Genomic DNA, 15,184 nt, shown 5'->3' with positions numbered 1-15,184 from the left:
CTTCGTTTTGTTGCGATTGACAAAATGAAGGCGCCCTAGGGGGCGCAACCGGTGCTTTAACGAAAGACTCGATAATCGATTACAGACACTGTCTCTGAAACTTCAGAGCGACAATACCCGTCCTGCATTCTCCGGAATCGCCAAACTCTGGTGCTGCCGCGCCATCGCCTGCAGTCTTTCCAGCGTCGCTTCCGGGAACGGACAGCTCTTGCCGGTTTCCAGATCCACATGGACCATGATCAACTCGTTAGTGGCGGCCAGAAAGCCCTCATCGTCCTGAAACATCTGATGAAACAGGCGCACCTTCTTGGCGTCGAATTCGAGCAGCTGGGTGGTACAACTGATCCGCGCGCCCTCTTTGAGTTCGCGGCGGTAGGTGACGTTCATATCGACAACGAACAGGGATTTGCGGGTCCTGGCGACATACTCGGGACCAAGATCCAGGTTGGAGTTGAACGCATCGGTAGCCTGATCAAAGGCCAATACATAGTAGGCCACGTTCATATGGCCGTTATAGTCGATCCAGTCCGGCTGAACGCAGGACTGGTAAGCGCAGAAGGGTACGCGCGCATCCATTAGCTTCACCATCTTATTGTTATTTTTTCTCGCTACTGCGCCGAGAATTATGCCAACAGGCTGGAAAAAAGTCGCCCATCGGTGGATGAATCTTACTAATAGCCACCCACTCAAACCAGTGCTTCGGGACGATCAGAGCTCCTGCAGCCGCCCCAACTCGGTGCGTAATACCGCGGCCATCTCCAGCACGCGGGCGGCGTTGACCGGGCCGATTCGCAGCATCTGCTTATGGACCGCACTGAGCTGTTCAAGCTTGGGATCGGCATAGACAAACATCACCGACGGCTGTGCCAGCGCCAACGCCCTGGGCTTGACCGGTGCCGATAACAGGTGGTCCAGCGCCATCAGTACCCGATCATGAAAACGTTGACGCGGGTAACCCAGCTCGGCATAAGCCTGCTGCATCAAGGGGTAGTAGCGCCGATAGATCTCAACCCAGGACCGGCTGTCGATCTTCTCCAACAACGTCAGATAGGAGCTGTAGCGACCGAAGTTATACCCATCCAGCCAGATCTGCTCACCCTTGACCGACGGGCGGAATTTATCCGACATCGGCTTCAACGGGCTGTGTTTGCGGGGGATCTTGCCCTGCGCCATGTTATCGATGGTAACCACCAGTTTACGGATCAGCTCCTTATCGATCAGCCAATCCAGCAACAACCGACTCGGCTCCAGCGCGGCCAGGTCTTGCCTAAAAGTGCGGTCGCTGTTGTCGAGCGATGGTAACGAGGGATCATCCAGTTTCAGAGCCGGGGCAGGCGCAAACGCGGCCACCGGTTCCGGCCGCAATGACTGCGGGGCTTGCTCGGTGTCGGCAGCCGTCACCACGCTGTCGACACGCTGATTCTCGGGTTGTGCGGGTTGCACCACCGGCTCCAGTGTCTGCGGCTGCACCGGGGTTGTAATCACCTCAGTAGAGGGGCGTTGGGTTGTGCCGCTGACCAGCGGAGCATCGGGCGGTTGCTTCAACATCAGGTAACCGACCCCAACGGCCAGCAGCAGGGTGACCAACAGCAGCAGAACCTGGACCAGAGCCAGCCCCCGCTGAGAATGTTGCCGAATGTTCACAGACGTCGCCTTCCTTCGGTTTTGTTCGAATCTAACACGGCCCCGCTCCCGGAAGCCAACCGGTTGGTCCTGTTTTTCAATCGCTTGCGTCTCATCTGGGCGTCATTGTTGCGACGCTGGTGCCGTTGAAAGCGGGCGGCCTTAAGCCTCCTATTGAATAAGTTAGACAATAATACTGCCGATAATTTATAAATATTGTTTATGAATATATCGATCAAGCAGCTGCGGGCCTTTATTGCGGTCGCGCAAACCGGCAGTTTTACCGAAGCCAGTGACCGGGTGCACCTGTCGCAACCGGCCCTGAGTATCGCCATCCGTAATCTGGAACAAGCGGTGGGCGGCACCCTGCTGGTTCGCTCGACCCGAGTGCTGGCGCTGACCCCCGAGGGGGAACAGTTCCTGCCGGTAGCGCTGCGGTTGCTGCAGGACTGGGACGGCGCGCTGGATGATCTGCATAACCTGTTCGCCCTTAAACGCGGTCTGCTGACCGTGGCGGCGATGCCTTCCTTTGCCGGTCACCAGCTGCCCAGTGCGCTGGCTGAGTACCGCCAATCCTATCCGGCGGTAAGAATCCGGGTACAGGATGTGGTTGCCGAAGAAGCGGTGGCGATGGTGGCCAGCGGCCAGGTGGAGATGGCGGTCGCCTTCGAGCTGGATTGCAGCGACGACCTCGCCTTCGAACCACTCTACACCGACAACTTCGTTGCGGTTCTGCCGCCGGAACATCCACTGCTGGACCATTCGACGCTGAACTGGCCGCAGCTCGCCGACTCGCCGTTTTTAACCCTGCAGGCTCCGTCGATGATCCGTCAGATGGTGCTGGATATCGTCGCCGAGCATCAGCTGGCGCTGAATATCGAGTTCGAGTCCCATCAGCTGGTGACCATTATTCGAATGGTGGTCTGCGGCCTGGGGGTCAGTGTAGTGCCGTCGCTCTGTATTCCGCAGATCGAACAGCAGGGAGCCGAATGGCGACCGATCCAGCAGCCGCAGGTGGCCCGCCAAGTCGGGATCTACACCCGTAAACGCTATCCGCTCTCAAGCGCCGCCAGCGCGATGATTCCGGTGCTGCACCAGATAGCCGGCAGGCCGCCGGCATAACGTCGCCGTTTGCGATTGCCGTTGAGGGGGATCGGAAACGCCTAGGCCGATTCGGCTTGAGTCGATTCGAGATGATCGGCTTCAACCGGGGCGGTCTGATCCAGCAGCTGCTTCGGATTGCGGGGGTAGTAGCGCTCCGGTAACCGGTCGATATGGTCGAAAAAGCGGGTGTCCTTATAGGGCATTTTCATAAAACCGGCCACGCCGAGACCACGGATCAGGGGCACCGCCACCATCAATTGCTCCAGGCAGTCGACGAACTCCGACTCCTGATCCGGATTCAGCAGCTTGAAGTAGCTGTGAATCTTCAGGTGGGTTTCCAGACTTTCGAAGATGATCAGCCCGGTATGGTGTAGCTGGTTCAGGCGCTTGATCACCTCGATGATCGATCCCGGCAGCTCCAGGTTTTCCTCCGGGTCGCGGCCATCCTCGAAGTAGGAGTGCAAGCGGCTCTGATCCTCCAGATCCGGCACCGCGGCCACCTCATAAGGAATCTGTTGATCCGGCTCAGGCACAAACGGCAACTCGGCATGCTCGCGCTCCACATGCAGGGTGCAGCGGGCATCGAACAGACAGCTCTTGAAGATCCCCTGACGGTAGATTGAACGGGCCAGCGTCACCAGGTTGTTGACGGTGCTGACGAAGGCCTCGCGCAGGCTAGGGTCGTGCAGGTTCAGGCAGGAGTCGATATAGACCCCGTCGCTCTCCCACCGCACCGCCAGACCACCCACCACCGGGAACTTACCCAACCGGCTGACCGCGGCCAGGAACGCCTTCTCGGTCTCGCCCATGCCCTGCAGGAAGTTCTTGTAGTAGCGATCGAACTGAACGTCGTCGATATCCAGATAGTTGTCGTGAACCCCCTCCTCCTTCAGGAAGGCTTTGCGGGAACTGTAGACTACAGAGTCGATCGGGCGGCTCTGTTGGTGAATCCAAACCGGTACCTGCTGGGCGATCGGCTCGACCGGCAGATCCACCATCATCAGCCGCGCCATCGACGCCATATTGCGCAGCCAGTAGTCCCCAGCTTTCTGCCGCACCTCGGGCTCGGTCGACAACAATCCCTCCAACACCCGGGCGAATTCCTGCGGCAAGCCCAGCGAAGTAGGCGGAATCGCTAGATGGCCGAAGCGGCATGACTGCCCGGAAGCCAGCGCATACAGGGTTCCGGCCGCACCCTGCTCGTCAAAGCGCGGCGTCGACAGGCCGCCGTTGAGCTGCTCTTCACCGATAAAGTAGACGTCACCCAGCCGGGCGTTGCTGTTTTGCAGATCGTCCGACATCAGCTCCATCACGTTGGCACCGACATGCTGATACTGCTCGTCAAGCTGGGCAAACACCGCCGAGCCCCAATCGATCAAACCGATCGACTCGTCGCGAGGATCGAACATCACATTGGACGGTTTGATATCGCCATGAACCAGCGGTCGATTACTGCTAATCGCGGCACCGCGGAGCGACAACAGAATATCCGCCAACTGCGCGGCGATATGGATCACCAGACGGGGCGACAGCGGCCCTTCGCGCAACGACAGTTGTTCCAGGTCCATCCCCGGCGAGCGTTCCATCACCATGATCGCCTGGCGTTTGACCCGCTGGAACTCGATCAGCTTCGGTACCCGCCGATGCTCCACCTGCGACAGCATGTAGGCTTCCTCTTCGAGCCGATCCTGCACATGCTGCGGTAGGGTGATACGAGAGAACTTGAACACCAGCTGGCGCCCGAGCCGGTCGATACCGCCGAACACAAAGCCGAACGCGCCCTTGCCGATCATCTCGATATCGCTGTAGCCCAAGCGTTCGAGTTGGGTACGACACAGATTGACCCAGTTCTTCAGCTTGCGCGCATCATCCTGACTGAGCAGGTAGAACGACTGCTCCTCCGGAATATAGAACTGCTGTAGGTCGGATCTATCCATCAACGAGAATCCAAGCGCTTGAACCAAGTCAGCGTGTAACGAAGGGCATTGGCATAAGAAAAAGAGGCCCAAAAGCGCAGTTTACTGGAGTAAATGAGCATTTTGAGCCTCTTTTTAACGACGCTTTGTTAGCGACAAGACAGGGCTATCAGGCCGCTAGGAGAGATCCAACAGCATCGCCGACGGATCCTCCAGCAACGACTGCCACAGCAGACTGAAGCGGGCGATGGTGCCACCGTCGATAATCCGATGATCGCCGGACCAACTGATGTTCATGATCGAACGGGCTTCCACCTCGCCGGCGTCGTTGAAGCGCGGCAACGACTGGGTCTTGCCCAGTGCCACGATCGCCACCTCCGGCGGATTCACCACCGGTACCGCGTAGGTTCCACCCAGCGCACCGATATTGGAGATACTGATGGTACCGTCGGCCAGATCGGCCGGATCGACTCGGCCGGAACGGGCCGACTCGGTCAATCGGGCCACTTCCTGGGCGATCTCAAGAATGCTCAGGGTCTCAACCTTCTTGATGTTCGGTACGATCAGACCCATCTTCGAATCCACCGCCATACCGATATTGCAGTGCGGCTGGTAGTGAATCTCGGTGCAGTCGTCGTTGACCCGGCTATTAAGGATCGGATACTCGGCGATCGCCATCGCCAGCGCCTTCATAATGAACGGCATCAGGGTCAAGCGAATGCCCCGCTCTTCCGCCTTGGGCTTGAGCTTGGCACGCATCGCCAGCAAGCCACTGACGTCCACTTCATCACCGTAGGTGAAGTGCGGAATGGTCGACATCGACAGGCTCATCTGCCGTGCCATGGCGGCCTTGATCCCCTTGATCGGCTCAACCCGAACCTCGCCTTGAGGCGCGGCTACCGGCTGCACAACCGATTTTGCTGCGCTTTCGACATTAGCAGGCTGACTGGCACCACCACCCTGCTGGAAGCGAACGATATCTTCCTTCAACACCCGGCCGTTCTTGCCCGAACCCGGTACCTGGGCGATATCGATCTGGTATTCACGGGCGATTCGACGCACCGCCGGACTGGCCAGCGCTTTGCCGGAACGTACCGGCGCGGCAGTGGTCGTCGTTGCAACCGATACCGGAGCCGCCACAGGCGCGTTCACCGCCGCAGCAACCGGAGCCACCGTTTCAGCAGCCGCAGGCGCCGCCTCGGTCGCCACCGCACCCTCAGAAATCAACGCGAACAGCGGCGCATGGACCTTGGCGATCTCGCCCTGGGCATAATAGAGTTTGCCGATCACGCCGTTCTTGTGGGCCGGGATCTGCACCAGTGCCTTGTCGGTCATCACGTCGACGATCGGCTGATCTTCAACGATATGGTCGCCTTCGGCCACCAGCCACTCGACCACCTCGCACTCGACAATCCCCTCGCCGATATCTGGCAGAATAAAGTCTTCCACCGCACCGATCGGCCCGCTGGCCACCGGTGCAGCCGCAGCAGCAGCCTCGTTTTGTGCACTTTGGAACTGACTCGCTTCCGGTGCTGTGGGTTCGGCGGCAGCGGCTGATTCACCGCCTGATTCACCTCCCTCCAAGTTGATCTCAAACAGCGGCGAATGAACCTTGGCGATGTCGCCCTGCTGGTAATACAGCTTGGTCACCCGGCCGGCATAGGGCGCCGGAATCTGTACCAGCGCCTTATCGGTCATCACATCGGCAACCGGCTGATCCTCTTCGATCAGGTCGCCCTCGGCCACCAGCCATTCGACCAGCTCACATTCGACGATACCTTCGCCGATATCCGGCAAAATAAAATCTTTAATCATCACCCATACCCCCTTAGAAATTCACGCTGGCCTTAATCGCTTCGTAGATCTTCCACTGGTCCGGGATATATTCCTTTTCCAGTGCCAGCGGGTAAGGCACGTCGAGCCCGGCAACACGGGCAATGGGGGATTCCAGGTACAGGAAGCACTGATCCTGAATGGTGGTCGCGATCTCGCCGGCAAAGCCGCCGGTCAACGGGGCTTCATGGCTGATCAGCAGACGGCCGGTCTTCTTGACCGACTCGGCCACGGTATCCACATCCCAGGGCAGGATGGTGCGCAGATCGATCAGCTCGCAGGAGATGCCATCCTTGTCGGCCAGCTCGGCTGCCTTCTCGATGTACTCCATCTGCGCGCCCCAGGCCAGCAGGGTGATATCGCTGCCTTCGCGAACCACTTCGGCCTTGCCCAGCGGCAGTTGGTAATCCTCCTCCGGTACTTCACCGACCGAGGCGCGGTAAATCCGCTTCGGCTCGAAGAACACCACCGGGTTGGGATCACGGATCGAGGCCAACAGCAGGCCTTTAGCCTGGTGCGGATTACGCGGCACCACGATTTTCAGACCCGGCGTGTGGGCAAAGTAGGCTTCGGGAGACTGCGAGTGGTAGTGACCACCGGCGATACCGCCGCCGTAAGGGGTCCGGATCGTCAAGCCGCCCACATCGAACAGGTTACCGGAGCGGTAACGGAACTTGGCCGACTCGTTCACGATCTGATCGAACGCCGGGAAGATATAATCGGCGAACTGAATTTCGGCCACCGGCACCGAGCCTTGCGAGGCCAAGCCGTTGGCAAAGCCGATAATGCCCTGCTCCACCAGCGGGGTGTTGAAGCAGCGATCACGGCCGTATTTTTCCTGCAGGTGGCTGGTGGCACGGAACACGCCACCGAAGACGCCGACGTCCTCACCGAAGCAGATCACCCGCTCGTTGTCCTGCATCGCGATATCGAGGGCGTTGTTGACCGCCTGCAATAGGTTCATCTTGGCCATCTTATTCACCCTCCTTATAACCAAGTGCCGCCGCGGCCTTCGGATAGACCTCGGGGTAACGCTGGATATGCCCCTTGAGTTCAGCCAGCTGCTGCTCCAGGTGCGGGGTCGGGGTGTCATAGACGTCGGTGATCATCTCGTCGGGATGGGGCGCCGGCACTTTCTCGGCCTTCTTCATCGCTGCCATCACTAGCTGGCGTTCGGCTTCGAACAGCTCTTTATCCTGCTCTTCGCTCCACCAGTCCTGCTGGATCATCCAGTTTTTCATCCGCTCAAGCGGATCTTTATCGCGCCACTTGGCTTCCTCTTTCTTGCTGCGGTAACCGGACGGATCATCCGACGACGAGTGGGCCGCCAGTCGGTAGCTCATCGCCTCGATCAGTACCGGCTCGTTCTGCTCCACGGCGATCTTGCGCGCTTCGCGGGTCGCCTCGAGCACCGCCAGGATATCGTTACCATCGATGCGGATGGTGTGCATGCCGTAGCCTAACGCCCGCGGTGCGATACCATCACCGGCAAACTGCTCCGACGACGGGGTCGAGATCGCGTAGCCATTGTTCCGGCACAGGAAGATCACCGGCACCTTCAGCACCGACGCCATATTCAGCGCCGCATGGAAGTCACCTTCCGAGGCAGCCCCTTCGCCGAAGACCGCCACGGTGCAGTGGCCATCACCGGCCATTTTCTGGCCGTAGGCGTAACCGGTAGCTTGGGGAATCTGGGTCGCCAAGGGCGACGAGATGGTCATGTAGTGCAGCTCGGAGGAGCCATAATGGATCGGCATCTGCCGGCCCTTACCATGGTCCTTGGCGTTGCTGAACAACTGGTTCATGAACTCATCGAGAGTGAAGCCACGATAGACCAGTGCGCCCTGCTCGCGGTACTGGGCCATGATCATGTCCTGATCATCCAGTGCCGCAGCAAAACCGACGGTCACGGCTTCTTCACCGGTGCTCTGCATATAGAAGCTGAGTCGGCCCTGGCGCTGTGAAGCCAGTCCGCGCTCATCGAGCATACGGGTGCGGGCCATCGCCCGATAGATGCGTTGCGCCAATGCCTCATCGATGTCGGGCATCTGCGCGTTTTTGTATAGGTTTCCGTCCTGCTTCAACACCTTGTAGGTGGGAATTTGCAGGGCGTCACCACGGATAAACTGGGGCTTATGGATAGCCCGGTTAGCCTGGGTGCTCATAACGTCCTCATTGTTTTTGTTAGTTGAGGCATGTGGGGACAACCGCTGGGTAAGCCGCTGTCTATAACTATAGCCTCCGGCTGGGTAAGCGAGAGGGTCTGCCTTTGTATATCAAAAAAAACGCCTTGTAAAATATTTCAAACACTTCTTTAGTCCGATCTTTCCTCCCCTCGACCCCTGTCAGAGTTAGCTATCGCTGCGGCCAACGCGATCCGAATCCGGCCCATGGCTGCCGCCCAGATCGCAATCGGCTGTCGGCAATCTGAAGCTAATCGGTTGTTTTGATGAATGTTAGCCCACACGAGACGCGAGGCATCGAAACTAAGAATCCGTGCCTGGATGGCAGCTATAGTTCGACCATCGGCAGGGTAGATGCCAGCAGCAATCCGGCCATCAAATAATTAAACGCGGTCATCCTGGACGAGTTGTTCAACAAACTCTTCGATTGCTGCCCCGCCCAAGTCCACAGCGTGACCGAGGGGATATTCACCAACGCGAACACCCCGGCGATGATCAGCACCCCACTCCAGGACGCCGACACGTTGTAAACACTGATCGCCGCCAGCGCCATCGACCAGGCCTTGGGATTGATCCATTGGAAACCGGCCGCGGCCAGGAAGCTCATGGGCTTATAGTCCGAGCCCAGGCTACCGCCGGGGCGACTGCGGGCGATCTTGATCGCCAGGTAGATCAGATAGATCAGGCAGCCGATCTGGAGCGACTGCAGCACCAGGGGATAGACCGAGAAAACGCCCATGATGCCGGCGCCCACCAAGAACACCATCAGGCTGAATCCCAGCGTAATCCCCAGCATATGGGGAATCGTCCGAACAAAGCCGACATTGGCGCCGGATGTCATCAACATGATGTTATTCGGACCCGGCGTCGCGGTGGATGCGAAGGCGAAAGTCGCTAACGCAATAAGCTGCTGGTACTCCATGGAAAGACCTCTTCCGTCGTAATTTATTCTTTACATTTTATTGATTCGACGGGTAAATTTTTCACCTATATCGTCCCCAATCAGCCACCAACAACAACATCATTGCGTTATGGATAAATACAGCGAACGAATATTGCGCGAGCTAAAACTCGACGGCAGACAGTCAAATGTGGAGTTGGCTGACAAGATCGGTTTGTCCCCTTCGGCCACCTTGCGGCGGGTCCAAGAGCTGGAACGCAGCGGTGTTATCAAGGGCTACCGGGCGGTATTGGATATGAATCAGTTGGGAGTCGGTTTTGTCGCCTACGTCACCATCGGTCTCTCCAACCACAGCAAGCAGTCGCAACAGCAGTTCGAAGCCCATATTCAACGGGCTGCCGAGGTGACCGAGTGCCACAATGTCACTGGCTCCTGCGAGTTTCTATTACGGGTGGAAACAACCGACCTGGTCGCTTACAAGCGCTTTCATACCGACGTATTGGGAGAGATTCCCCAGGTGGATTCGATCATGACCCTGGTGGTGATGGACACCCCCAAGGATGCACGCTGAGGCAACGTCCGCCGCCGCCGTTAGAACGAGATGCGGTTACGCCCCATCGCCTTGGCCTGATACAGCTTTCCGTCTCCACGTCGCAGCGCCTGGTCGAAACTGTCGTCGGTTTTCCATTCGTAGGCGCCGATACTGACGGTGACCGTGATCGGCTGCTGATTCTCGTCGGCCAGATCCATCGCGGCAACCGAGCGTCGGATCCGCTCCGCGATAGCCAGACATTCCAACAGCCCCGAACCGGGGAACATGACGATAAACTCCTCACCGCCGAGGCGCCCGAACTTATCGTCGCTGCGCAGATTGGCCCGCACCTGATCGCAAAACGCCACCAGCACCTTATCCCCGACCGAATGGCCAAACTGATCGTTGATCCGCTTGAAGTGGTCCAGATCCATCAGGATCAAACTGAGGCGATCATCGGTCGCAATCGTTTTCTGGTGCAGGTGCTGCGCCACCTCGGTCAGCGCCCGCCGGGTCAGACAACCGGTCAGCGAGTCGGTACTGGCCTGGGTCAGTAACTGCTCACTCTTGTGGTGCAGCGCTTCGGCCATACAGTCAAACTCGCGGATCAACTGGCCGATCTCATCGCGCCGATAACTGTCCGACGAAGTTAATTTCTCCCCCCGGGCCAGGCGTTTGATGCTGCCGGTCAGATCGACCACCGGCTGGGCAATCTGTTTCGACAGCAGCGCGATCAGTACCAGCAACAAGCCGATCGAGAGTCCGCCCCAGGCCAGTGCCTGCGACAGCAGTCCCCGGTCACGCTGCTCGAACTCAGCGCGATGGATAAACACCATCAGCCGGAAGTTAGACTCCGCCTCCGCCAGCAACCGTCGCCCCGAGCCTTGGATCCCGACCATCGGCATCGCCTTGCGATAGCGATGCATCAACTGGCGCGGATCCGACACCGCGGCACTGCCGATAAAACCGAGCCGATCCAGCTGGCTGTCTTCGGCTTCCAGCATCACATCCAGCCCTCGCGGCTTGCCGGCGTCGGCCAGCGCACCGGCCTTGGTGATCCAGCGCGACATCGCAATATCGGCCAGCACCACATCGACATTATTGAAGCCCTGGGCCAACAGCGCCTGCTTGGTTCGGTAGAGGCTGTCCTCCACCCTAGTCCAATCCAGATAGGCGGTGATAAAGCCCGCCACCTGATCGTCGCAGTTCAGATAGGGCCGGATAAACAGGTAGGTATCGTCACGAAACGGCAACCCCAGTTGCTCCACCTCGCTGGCACCGGAGAACAGTACCGTCACCGGCAGCTGATAGATGGCCCCCTGCAGCATCGCGACCTGGGCCTGGACCTGTCGATAACGCTGGGAGTTGCGCTCACCGCGCTGGTTCATCAGCGCCTGCTCGTCCAGCAGCGCCTCGATCTGGCCGCGATAACTTTGACGCTGCTCTTGCCATTGCAGCAGCTGCTGCCGCAGCGACTTGAAGGTATCCCGGGTCAGGGTCGATGTTCCTTGAACCGAGCGGGGCAGGATATGGCGGTTACTGGCGACCGGCGACATCAGCAGCTGCTGCAGCTCGCCATCCAGATCCGACACCGCCAGCGCCGAGAACCCGTCGACCTGCCCCAACGCCAGGCCGAAGCGCTGCTCGCGATCCATCCCGGCACGCGGATTGGAACACTCATCGATCAGACGCCCGAGATACTTAAACTCCTGACTCCGCTGCTCCAGCAGCACATTCAGCTCGCGGCTACCGCTAACCAGCGCACTCTGCATCGTCTGCTGCAGCTGGTTCTCCAGCAGTTGCCGATTGGCCAGGTAATAACTGCCGATAAACCCCAGCACCGCCACAGCGAACGGCAACAACCACAGCGAAATGCGCCAGCGTAACCCCATCGATCAGAGCCTCTGATCCGCGGGGCTGATGGTTCCCAGCTCTTCGATCACCCGCAACTGCCCCTGATCGAAGCGTCCCAGGTACATCGGCAGATCAAAATGGTGATCGGCGCGCAGCCTGATCCCCTCCTCTCCCTGATATAGCTGCAACCCCGGCAGCGCATCCAGCATCGCTTCCCGGTCCACCTGTCCGGCCTGCTCCAGGGCCCGCTTGAGCAGGTAGATCTGGCTGTAATGGGCACGACTGGAATAGGTCGGCAGAGTCTGGTCGCCGAAACGCCGCTGATAGTCGTTGACGTAGTCGCGCACCAACGGCGAATCTTTATCGCTGATAAAGTGCAGCGCGCTCAACAGGCCCTGGCTTTGGTCCGGTTTAAGCGCTTCCAGGTAGGTCTCATCGGCGGCGAACGCCACCGTATTCAGGGTTCTGCCGAAGTCGAAGCGGTGCATCTGGCGGATAAAGTTGAAGCCGTCCTCACCGGGCAGGATCAGCATCAAATTCTGCGCTCCGGAGGCCTTGATCCGCGCCAGTACCGCAGAGAAATCGGTCACCCCGAACGGGGTAAATTCCACCCCGGCAACGCGGCCCTGGTAGCGTTCGACTTCGGTGCTGATGCGCTGACTCATCTGATGGGGCCAGACATAGTCATAACCGAAGATATAAAAGCTGTTATCGCTTTGGCTTTTTAGATAGGGGATCAGCGGATCGACGTAGTGTGCCGGTATCGTGCTGTAGCAGATCAGATAGCGGCTGAACTGACCGCCTTCGTAGTCGATACCGTAGAATTGCGGCACCTGATACTGCGCCGCCACTTCCTGCATGGCGCGACGGGCCGCGCTGCTGACCGGCCCGATCAGCGCAAATACATCATCGATCTGGATCAGCTCTCGGGTCAGGCGTACGGCTTCGGCGGGAAGGGTACGGTTATCACGGACCACCAGTTGCAGCGGACGCCCCAGCACACCGCCGGCCGCGTTGATCTGTTCGACCGCCAGGGTGGCACCGTTCAGTCCCTGCTGCCCGTAAGTTTGAAAGGCCCCGGTTAGCGGCAACACGACTCCCAGTCGGATGGGGTCTGAGGATTGCGATGGGGAACATCCCGCCAACAAGACCACCGGCAGCATCAGTGCCAACCAGCGCCCTACAACCGTTAAAGCAGCCATCATCCTTGCGTCCGCTTGAATCAACCGATGACAGGGGTAATGCCGTTTGGCAGCGAATATCGCCTCGGCATTTGCCCCTCTTGAGAAACCTTGCAGCTGCCGTGGGCAGCAAAACCGCGAATTCTGCGTCAAAACTGTTGATGGATCAATTATTAATCCATATTTTTTTCATGGTTAATAAAAACAAGCGGTCATCAGAGTGCCATCAAGTTGCGACCGAACTGTCATCTCGCCCCTTTAGGCTGACCCCGTCAATGATGTCGATGGATGCTCAATGTGATACAGGTCGAACAGCTGATCGCCGAAAAATCGCCCCAGTTTTTACAGCAGAACCCAATGATTCGTCGCCCGACGATCGGCCTGTTGCGATGGTTGTTCCATGAGTCCGAGGTCAACCGCTTCCTTGAGCAGCAGCAACAGCTTCGCGGCTTCGACTTTGTCGACCGGGTGCTGGATTACTTCGACTTCCGCTACCAGGTCAGCCAGTCCGATCGCAGCAACATCCCCGCCAGCGGCCGGACGCTGGTGGTCGCCAATCACCCTCTCGGTGCACTGGACGGCCTGGCGCTACTGCGCTTGATCGGTGAGATCCGCCAGGATGTCAAAATCATCGCCAACGACATGCTGATGAAGTTCGACCCGCTGCAGCGGCTACTGCTACCGGTGGACAACCTAGCCGGTGGATCGCCGCGACAACAGCTCAAACGGATCAAACAGAGCCTGCTGCGCGACGAAGCGGTGATCATCTTCCCGGCCGGAGAAGTATCGCGGATGTCACCCGGCGGGATTCGTGATGGCGCCTGGAGCTCCAGCTACCTGAAGCTGGCCAAGAAAACCAACTCGCCGCTGCTGCCGGTCCATGTCGGGGGCCGCAACTCCTGGCTGTTCTACCTCAGCTCGATGCTGTATCGCCCGCTGTCGTCGCTGCTACTGGCCCACGAGATGTTCCGCCAGCGTCGCCGTCAGATTCCAATCCGGGTCGGTCAGCCGATTCCGATTCAGGAGCTGGACCAGTTGCCGCTGGGCAACAGCGAAAAGAACAAGCTGGTCAAACGCCACCTGTACCGATTGGCCAAGGGCCGCAAGCCGCTGCTGAAAACCGAAAAGACCGTGGCCCACCCGCAGGACCGCAAAGCCCTGAAGCAGGAGCTGAAGCAGGCGGTCCACCTGGGCGCCACCGCCGACAATAAGCAAATCCTGCTATTCGACTACCGCGAAGACTCGGCAGTGATGCGCGAATTGGGACGACTGCGTGAGATCGCCTTCCGTCAGGTCGGTGAAGGCACCGGCCAGAAGCGCGATCTGGATCAGCACGATAGCAACTACCGCCACCTGATCCTGTGGGATGAAGAGGAGCTGGAACTGGTCGGCGCCTACCGGATCGGCGAAACCAACCGCTGGATCAACCGCTCCGACCGCGACAAGATCTACAGCACCGAGCTGTTCGACTACAGCGAAGAGATGGCGCCCTACTTCGCCCGCGGTATCGAGCTGGGCCGCAGCTTTGTGCAACCAAAATACTGGGGCAAACGCAGTCTGGACTACCTCTGGTACGGCATCGGCGCCTACCTGCGTCAGCATCCGGAGATCCGCTATATGTTCGGCCCGGTCAGCCTGTCCAACAGTTACCCGTCACTGGCCAAAGATATGCTGGTCTACTTCTACCGCCTCTACTTTGCCGACCCCCAGCAGCTGGCGATGGCCTACAGCCCCCACAGCATCGAAGAGGAGCACCTGGATCTGATCATCCCGCTGTTCAGCGGCGACAACTACGAGCAGGACTTCAAAGAGCTGAAACAGCAACTCAAGCACCTGGGCTGCACCGTCCCGACCCTGTACAAACAGTACAGCGAAGTCTGCGAAGAGGGCGGCGTGCGCTTCCTCGACTTCGGCGTCGACGCCGACTTCGGCTACTGTATCGACGGCCTGGTGCTGGTCGATCTGGAAAAACTCAAACCGACCAAGCGTAATCGCTATCTGGCTGAACAGGAATCAACGCAAACAACCGAGAACCTCTAAGCAAACTTCTCCAGCCA

The 15,184-nt window shown here is 58.8% G+C and carries 12 protein-coding genes; 3 read left to right on the top strand and 9 right to left on the bottom strand.

Features of this window, described 5'->3' with window-relative positions:
- Window positions 1-102 precede the first annotated feature (102 nt).
- On the bottom strand, window positions 103-576 hold the full coding sequence (locus DV711_RS07890; RefSeq protein WP_165840038.1) for a thioesterase family protein: 474 nt from the start codon (window positions 574-576) through the stop codon (window positions 103-105).
- A 132-nt stretch (window positions 577-708) separates the two neighbouring features.
- Complete coding sequence (locus tag DV711_RS07885) at window positions 709-1,644, bottom strand: DUF3014 domain-containing protein (protein WP_114695136.1); 936 nt, start codon at window positions 1,642-1,644, stop codon at window positions 709-711.
- Between the two features lie 201 nt (window positions 1,645-1,845).
- On the opposite strand from DV711_RS07885, the gene DV711_RS07880 reads away from it, so the two are divergent.
- Complete coding sequence (locus DV711_RS07880; RefSeq protein WP_243633766.1) at window positions 1,846-2,745, top strand: LysR family transcriptional regulator; 900 nt, start codon at window positions 1,846-1,848, stop codon at window positions 2,743-2,745.
- Between the two features lie 41 nt (window positions 2,746-2,786).
- On the opposite strand, the gene DV711_RS07875 is transcribed toward DV711_RS07880, so the two are convergent.
- The 5 genes from DV711_RS07875 to DV711_RS07855 all read right to left on the bottom strand — a co-directional run bounded on the left by DV711_RS07875 (window position 2,787) and on the right by DV711_RS07855 (window position 9,581).
- Window positions 2,787-4,664 carry a protein kinase domain-containing protein gene (locus DV711_RS07875; protein ID WP_114695135.1) on the bottom strand — a complete coding sequence of 626 codons (1,878 nt, stop codon included), beginning with the start codon at window positions 4,662-4,664 and terminating at the stop codon, window positions 2,787-2,789.
- A gap of 156 nt (window positions 4,665-4,820) precedes the next feature.
- Window positions 4,821-6,458 (bottom strand): dihydrolipoyllysine-residue acetyltransferase, encoded by a 1,638-nt coding sequence (locus DV711_RS07870; protein WP_114695134.1) that lies wholly within the window; start codon window positions 6,456-6,458, stop codon window positions 4,821-4,823.
- 13 nt (window positions 6,459-6,471) lie between these two features.
- The gene (locus DV711_RS07865; RefSeq protein ID WP_114695133.1) at window positions 6,472-7,449 is read right to left on the bottom strand and encodes an alpha-ketoacid dehydrogenase subunit beta; all 978 of its coding nucleotides are present in this window, start codon (window positions 7,447-7,449) and stop codon (window positions 6,472-6,474) included.
- 1 nt (window position 7,450) lies between these two features.
- The gene (locus DV711_RS07860; RefSeq protein ID WP_114695132.1) at window positions 7,451-8,641 is read right to left on the bottom strand and encodes a thiamine pyrophosphate-dependent dehydrogenase E1 component subunit alpha; all 1,191 of its coding nucleotides are present in this window, start codon (window positions 8,639-8,641) and stop codon (window positions 7,451-7,453) included.
- Between the two features lie 346 nt (window positions 8,642-8,987).
- Window positions 8,988-9,581, bottom strand: coding sequence for a LysE family translocator (locus tag DV711_RS07855; RefSeq protein WP_114695131.1), 594 nt, complete (start codon window positions 9,579-9,581; stop codon window positions 8,988-8,990).
- 109 nt (window positions 9,582-9,690) lie between these two features.
- On the opposite strand from DV711_RS07855, the gene DV711_RS07850 reads away from it, so the two are divergent.
- Window positions 9,691-10,131: an Lrp/AsnC family transcriptional regulator gene (locus DV711_RS07850; protein ID WP_114695130.1), complete on the top strand. Its 441-nt coding sequence runs from the start codon at window positions 9,691-9,693 to the stop codon at window positions 10,129-10,131.
- 20 nt (window positions 10,132-10,151) lie between these two features.
- Here the strand turns inward: DV711_RS07850 and DV711_RS07845 are convergent, their stop codons facing one another.
- On the bottom strand, window positions 10,152-11,984 hold the full coding sequence (locus DV711_RS07845; protein ID WP_114695129.1) for a GGDEF domain-containing protein: 1,833 nt from the start codon (window positions 11,982-11,984) through the stop codon (window positions 10,152-10,154).
- 3 nt (window positions 11,985-11,987) lie between these two features.
- Window positions 11,988-13,148: a substrate-binding protein gene (locus DV711_RS07840; RefSeq protein ID WP_207802576.1), complete on the bottom strand. Its 1,161-nt coding sequence runs from the start codon at window positions 13,146-13,148 to the stop codon at window positions 11,988-11,990.
- A gap of 267 nt (window positions 13,149-13,415) precedes the next feature.
- Here DV711_RS07840 and olsF point away from each other — a divergent pair, with 267 nt between their 5' ends.
- Complete coding sequence (gene olsF, locus DV711_RS07835) at window positions 13,416-15,167, top strand: bifunctional ornithine lipid synthase OlsF (RefSeq protein WP_243633765.1); 1,752 nt, start codon at window positions 13,416-13,418, stop codon at window positions 15,165-15,167.
- Window positions 15,168-15,184 lie beyond the last annotated feature (17 nt).

The sequence above is a fragment of the Motiliproteus coralliicola genome (assembly GCF_003345655.1).
In the GTDB taxonomy this organism is placed as follows: domain Bacteria; phylum Pseudomonadota; class Gammaproteobacteria; order Pseudomonadales; family Balneatricaceae; genus Motiliproteus; species Motiliproteus coralliicola.
The sequence above is the reverse complement of the archived record's forward strand: the minus strand, read 5'-3'. Positions and strand labels throughout refer to the sequence as shown.

Excerpts from the sequence above, each read along its gene's own strand:
- DV711_RS07890 (WP_165840038.1), bottom strand. The coding sequence starts at position 576 with ATGGATGCGCGCGTACCCTTCTGCGCTTACCAGTCCTGCGTTCAGCCG.
- DV711_RS07875 (WP_114695135.1), bottom strand. The coding sequence starts at position 4,664 with ATGGATAGATCCGACCTACAGCAGTTCTATATTCCGGAGGAGCAGTCG.
- DV711_RS07855 (WP_114695131.1), bottom strand. The coding sequence starts at position 9,581 with ATGGAGTACCAGCAGCTTATTGCGTTAGCGACTTTCGCCTTCGCATCC.
- DV711_RS07850 (WP_114695130.1), top strand. The coding sequence starts at position 9,691 with ATGGATAAATACAGCGAACGAATATTGCGCGAGCTAAAACTCGACGGC.
- olsF (WP_243633765.1), top strand. The coding sequence starts at position 13,416 with ATGCTCAATGTGATACAGGTCGAACAGCTGATCGCCGAAAAATCGCCC.
- DV711_RS07840 (WP_207802576.1), bottom strand. The coding sequence starts at position 13,148 with ATGGCTGCTTTAACGGTTGTAGGGCGCTGGTTGGCACTGATGCTGCCG.
- DV711_RS07845 (WP_114695129.1), bottom strand. The coding sequence starts at position 11,984 with ATGGGGTTACGCTGGCGCATTTCGCTGTGGTTGTTGCCGTTCGCTGTG.
- DV711_RS07870 (WP_114695134.1), bottom strand. The coding sequence starts at position 6,458 with ATGATTAAAGATTTTATTTTGCCGGATATCGGCGAAGGTATCGTCGAA.
- DV711_RS07880 (WP_243633766.1), top strand. The coding sequence starts at position 1,846 with ATGAATATATCGATCAAGCAGCTGCGGGCCTTTATTGCGGTCGCGCAA.
- DV711_RS07860 (WP_114695132.1), bottom strand. The coding sequence starts at position 8,641 with ATGAGCACCCAGGCTAACCGGGCTATCCATAAGCCCCAGTTTATCCGT.
- DV711_RS07865 (WP_114695133.1), bottom strand. The coding sequence starts at position 7,449 with ATGGCCAAGATGAACCTATTGCAGGCGGTCAACAACGCCCTCGATATC.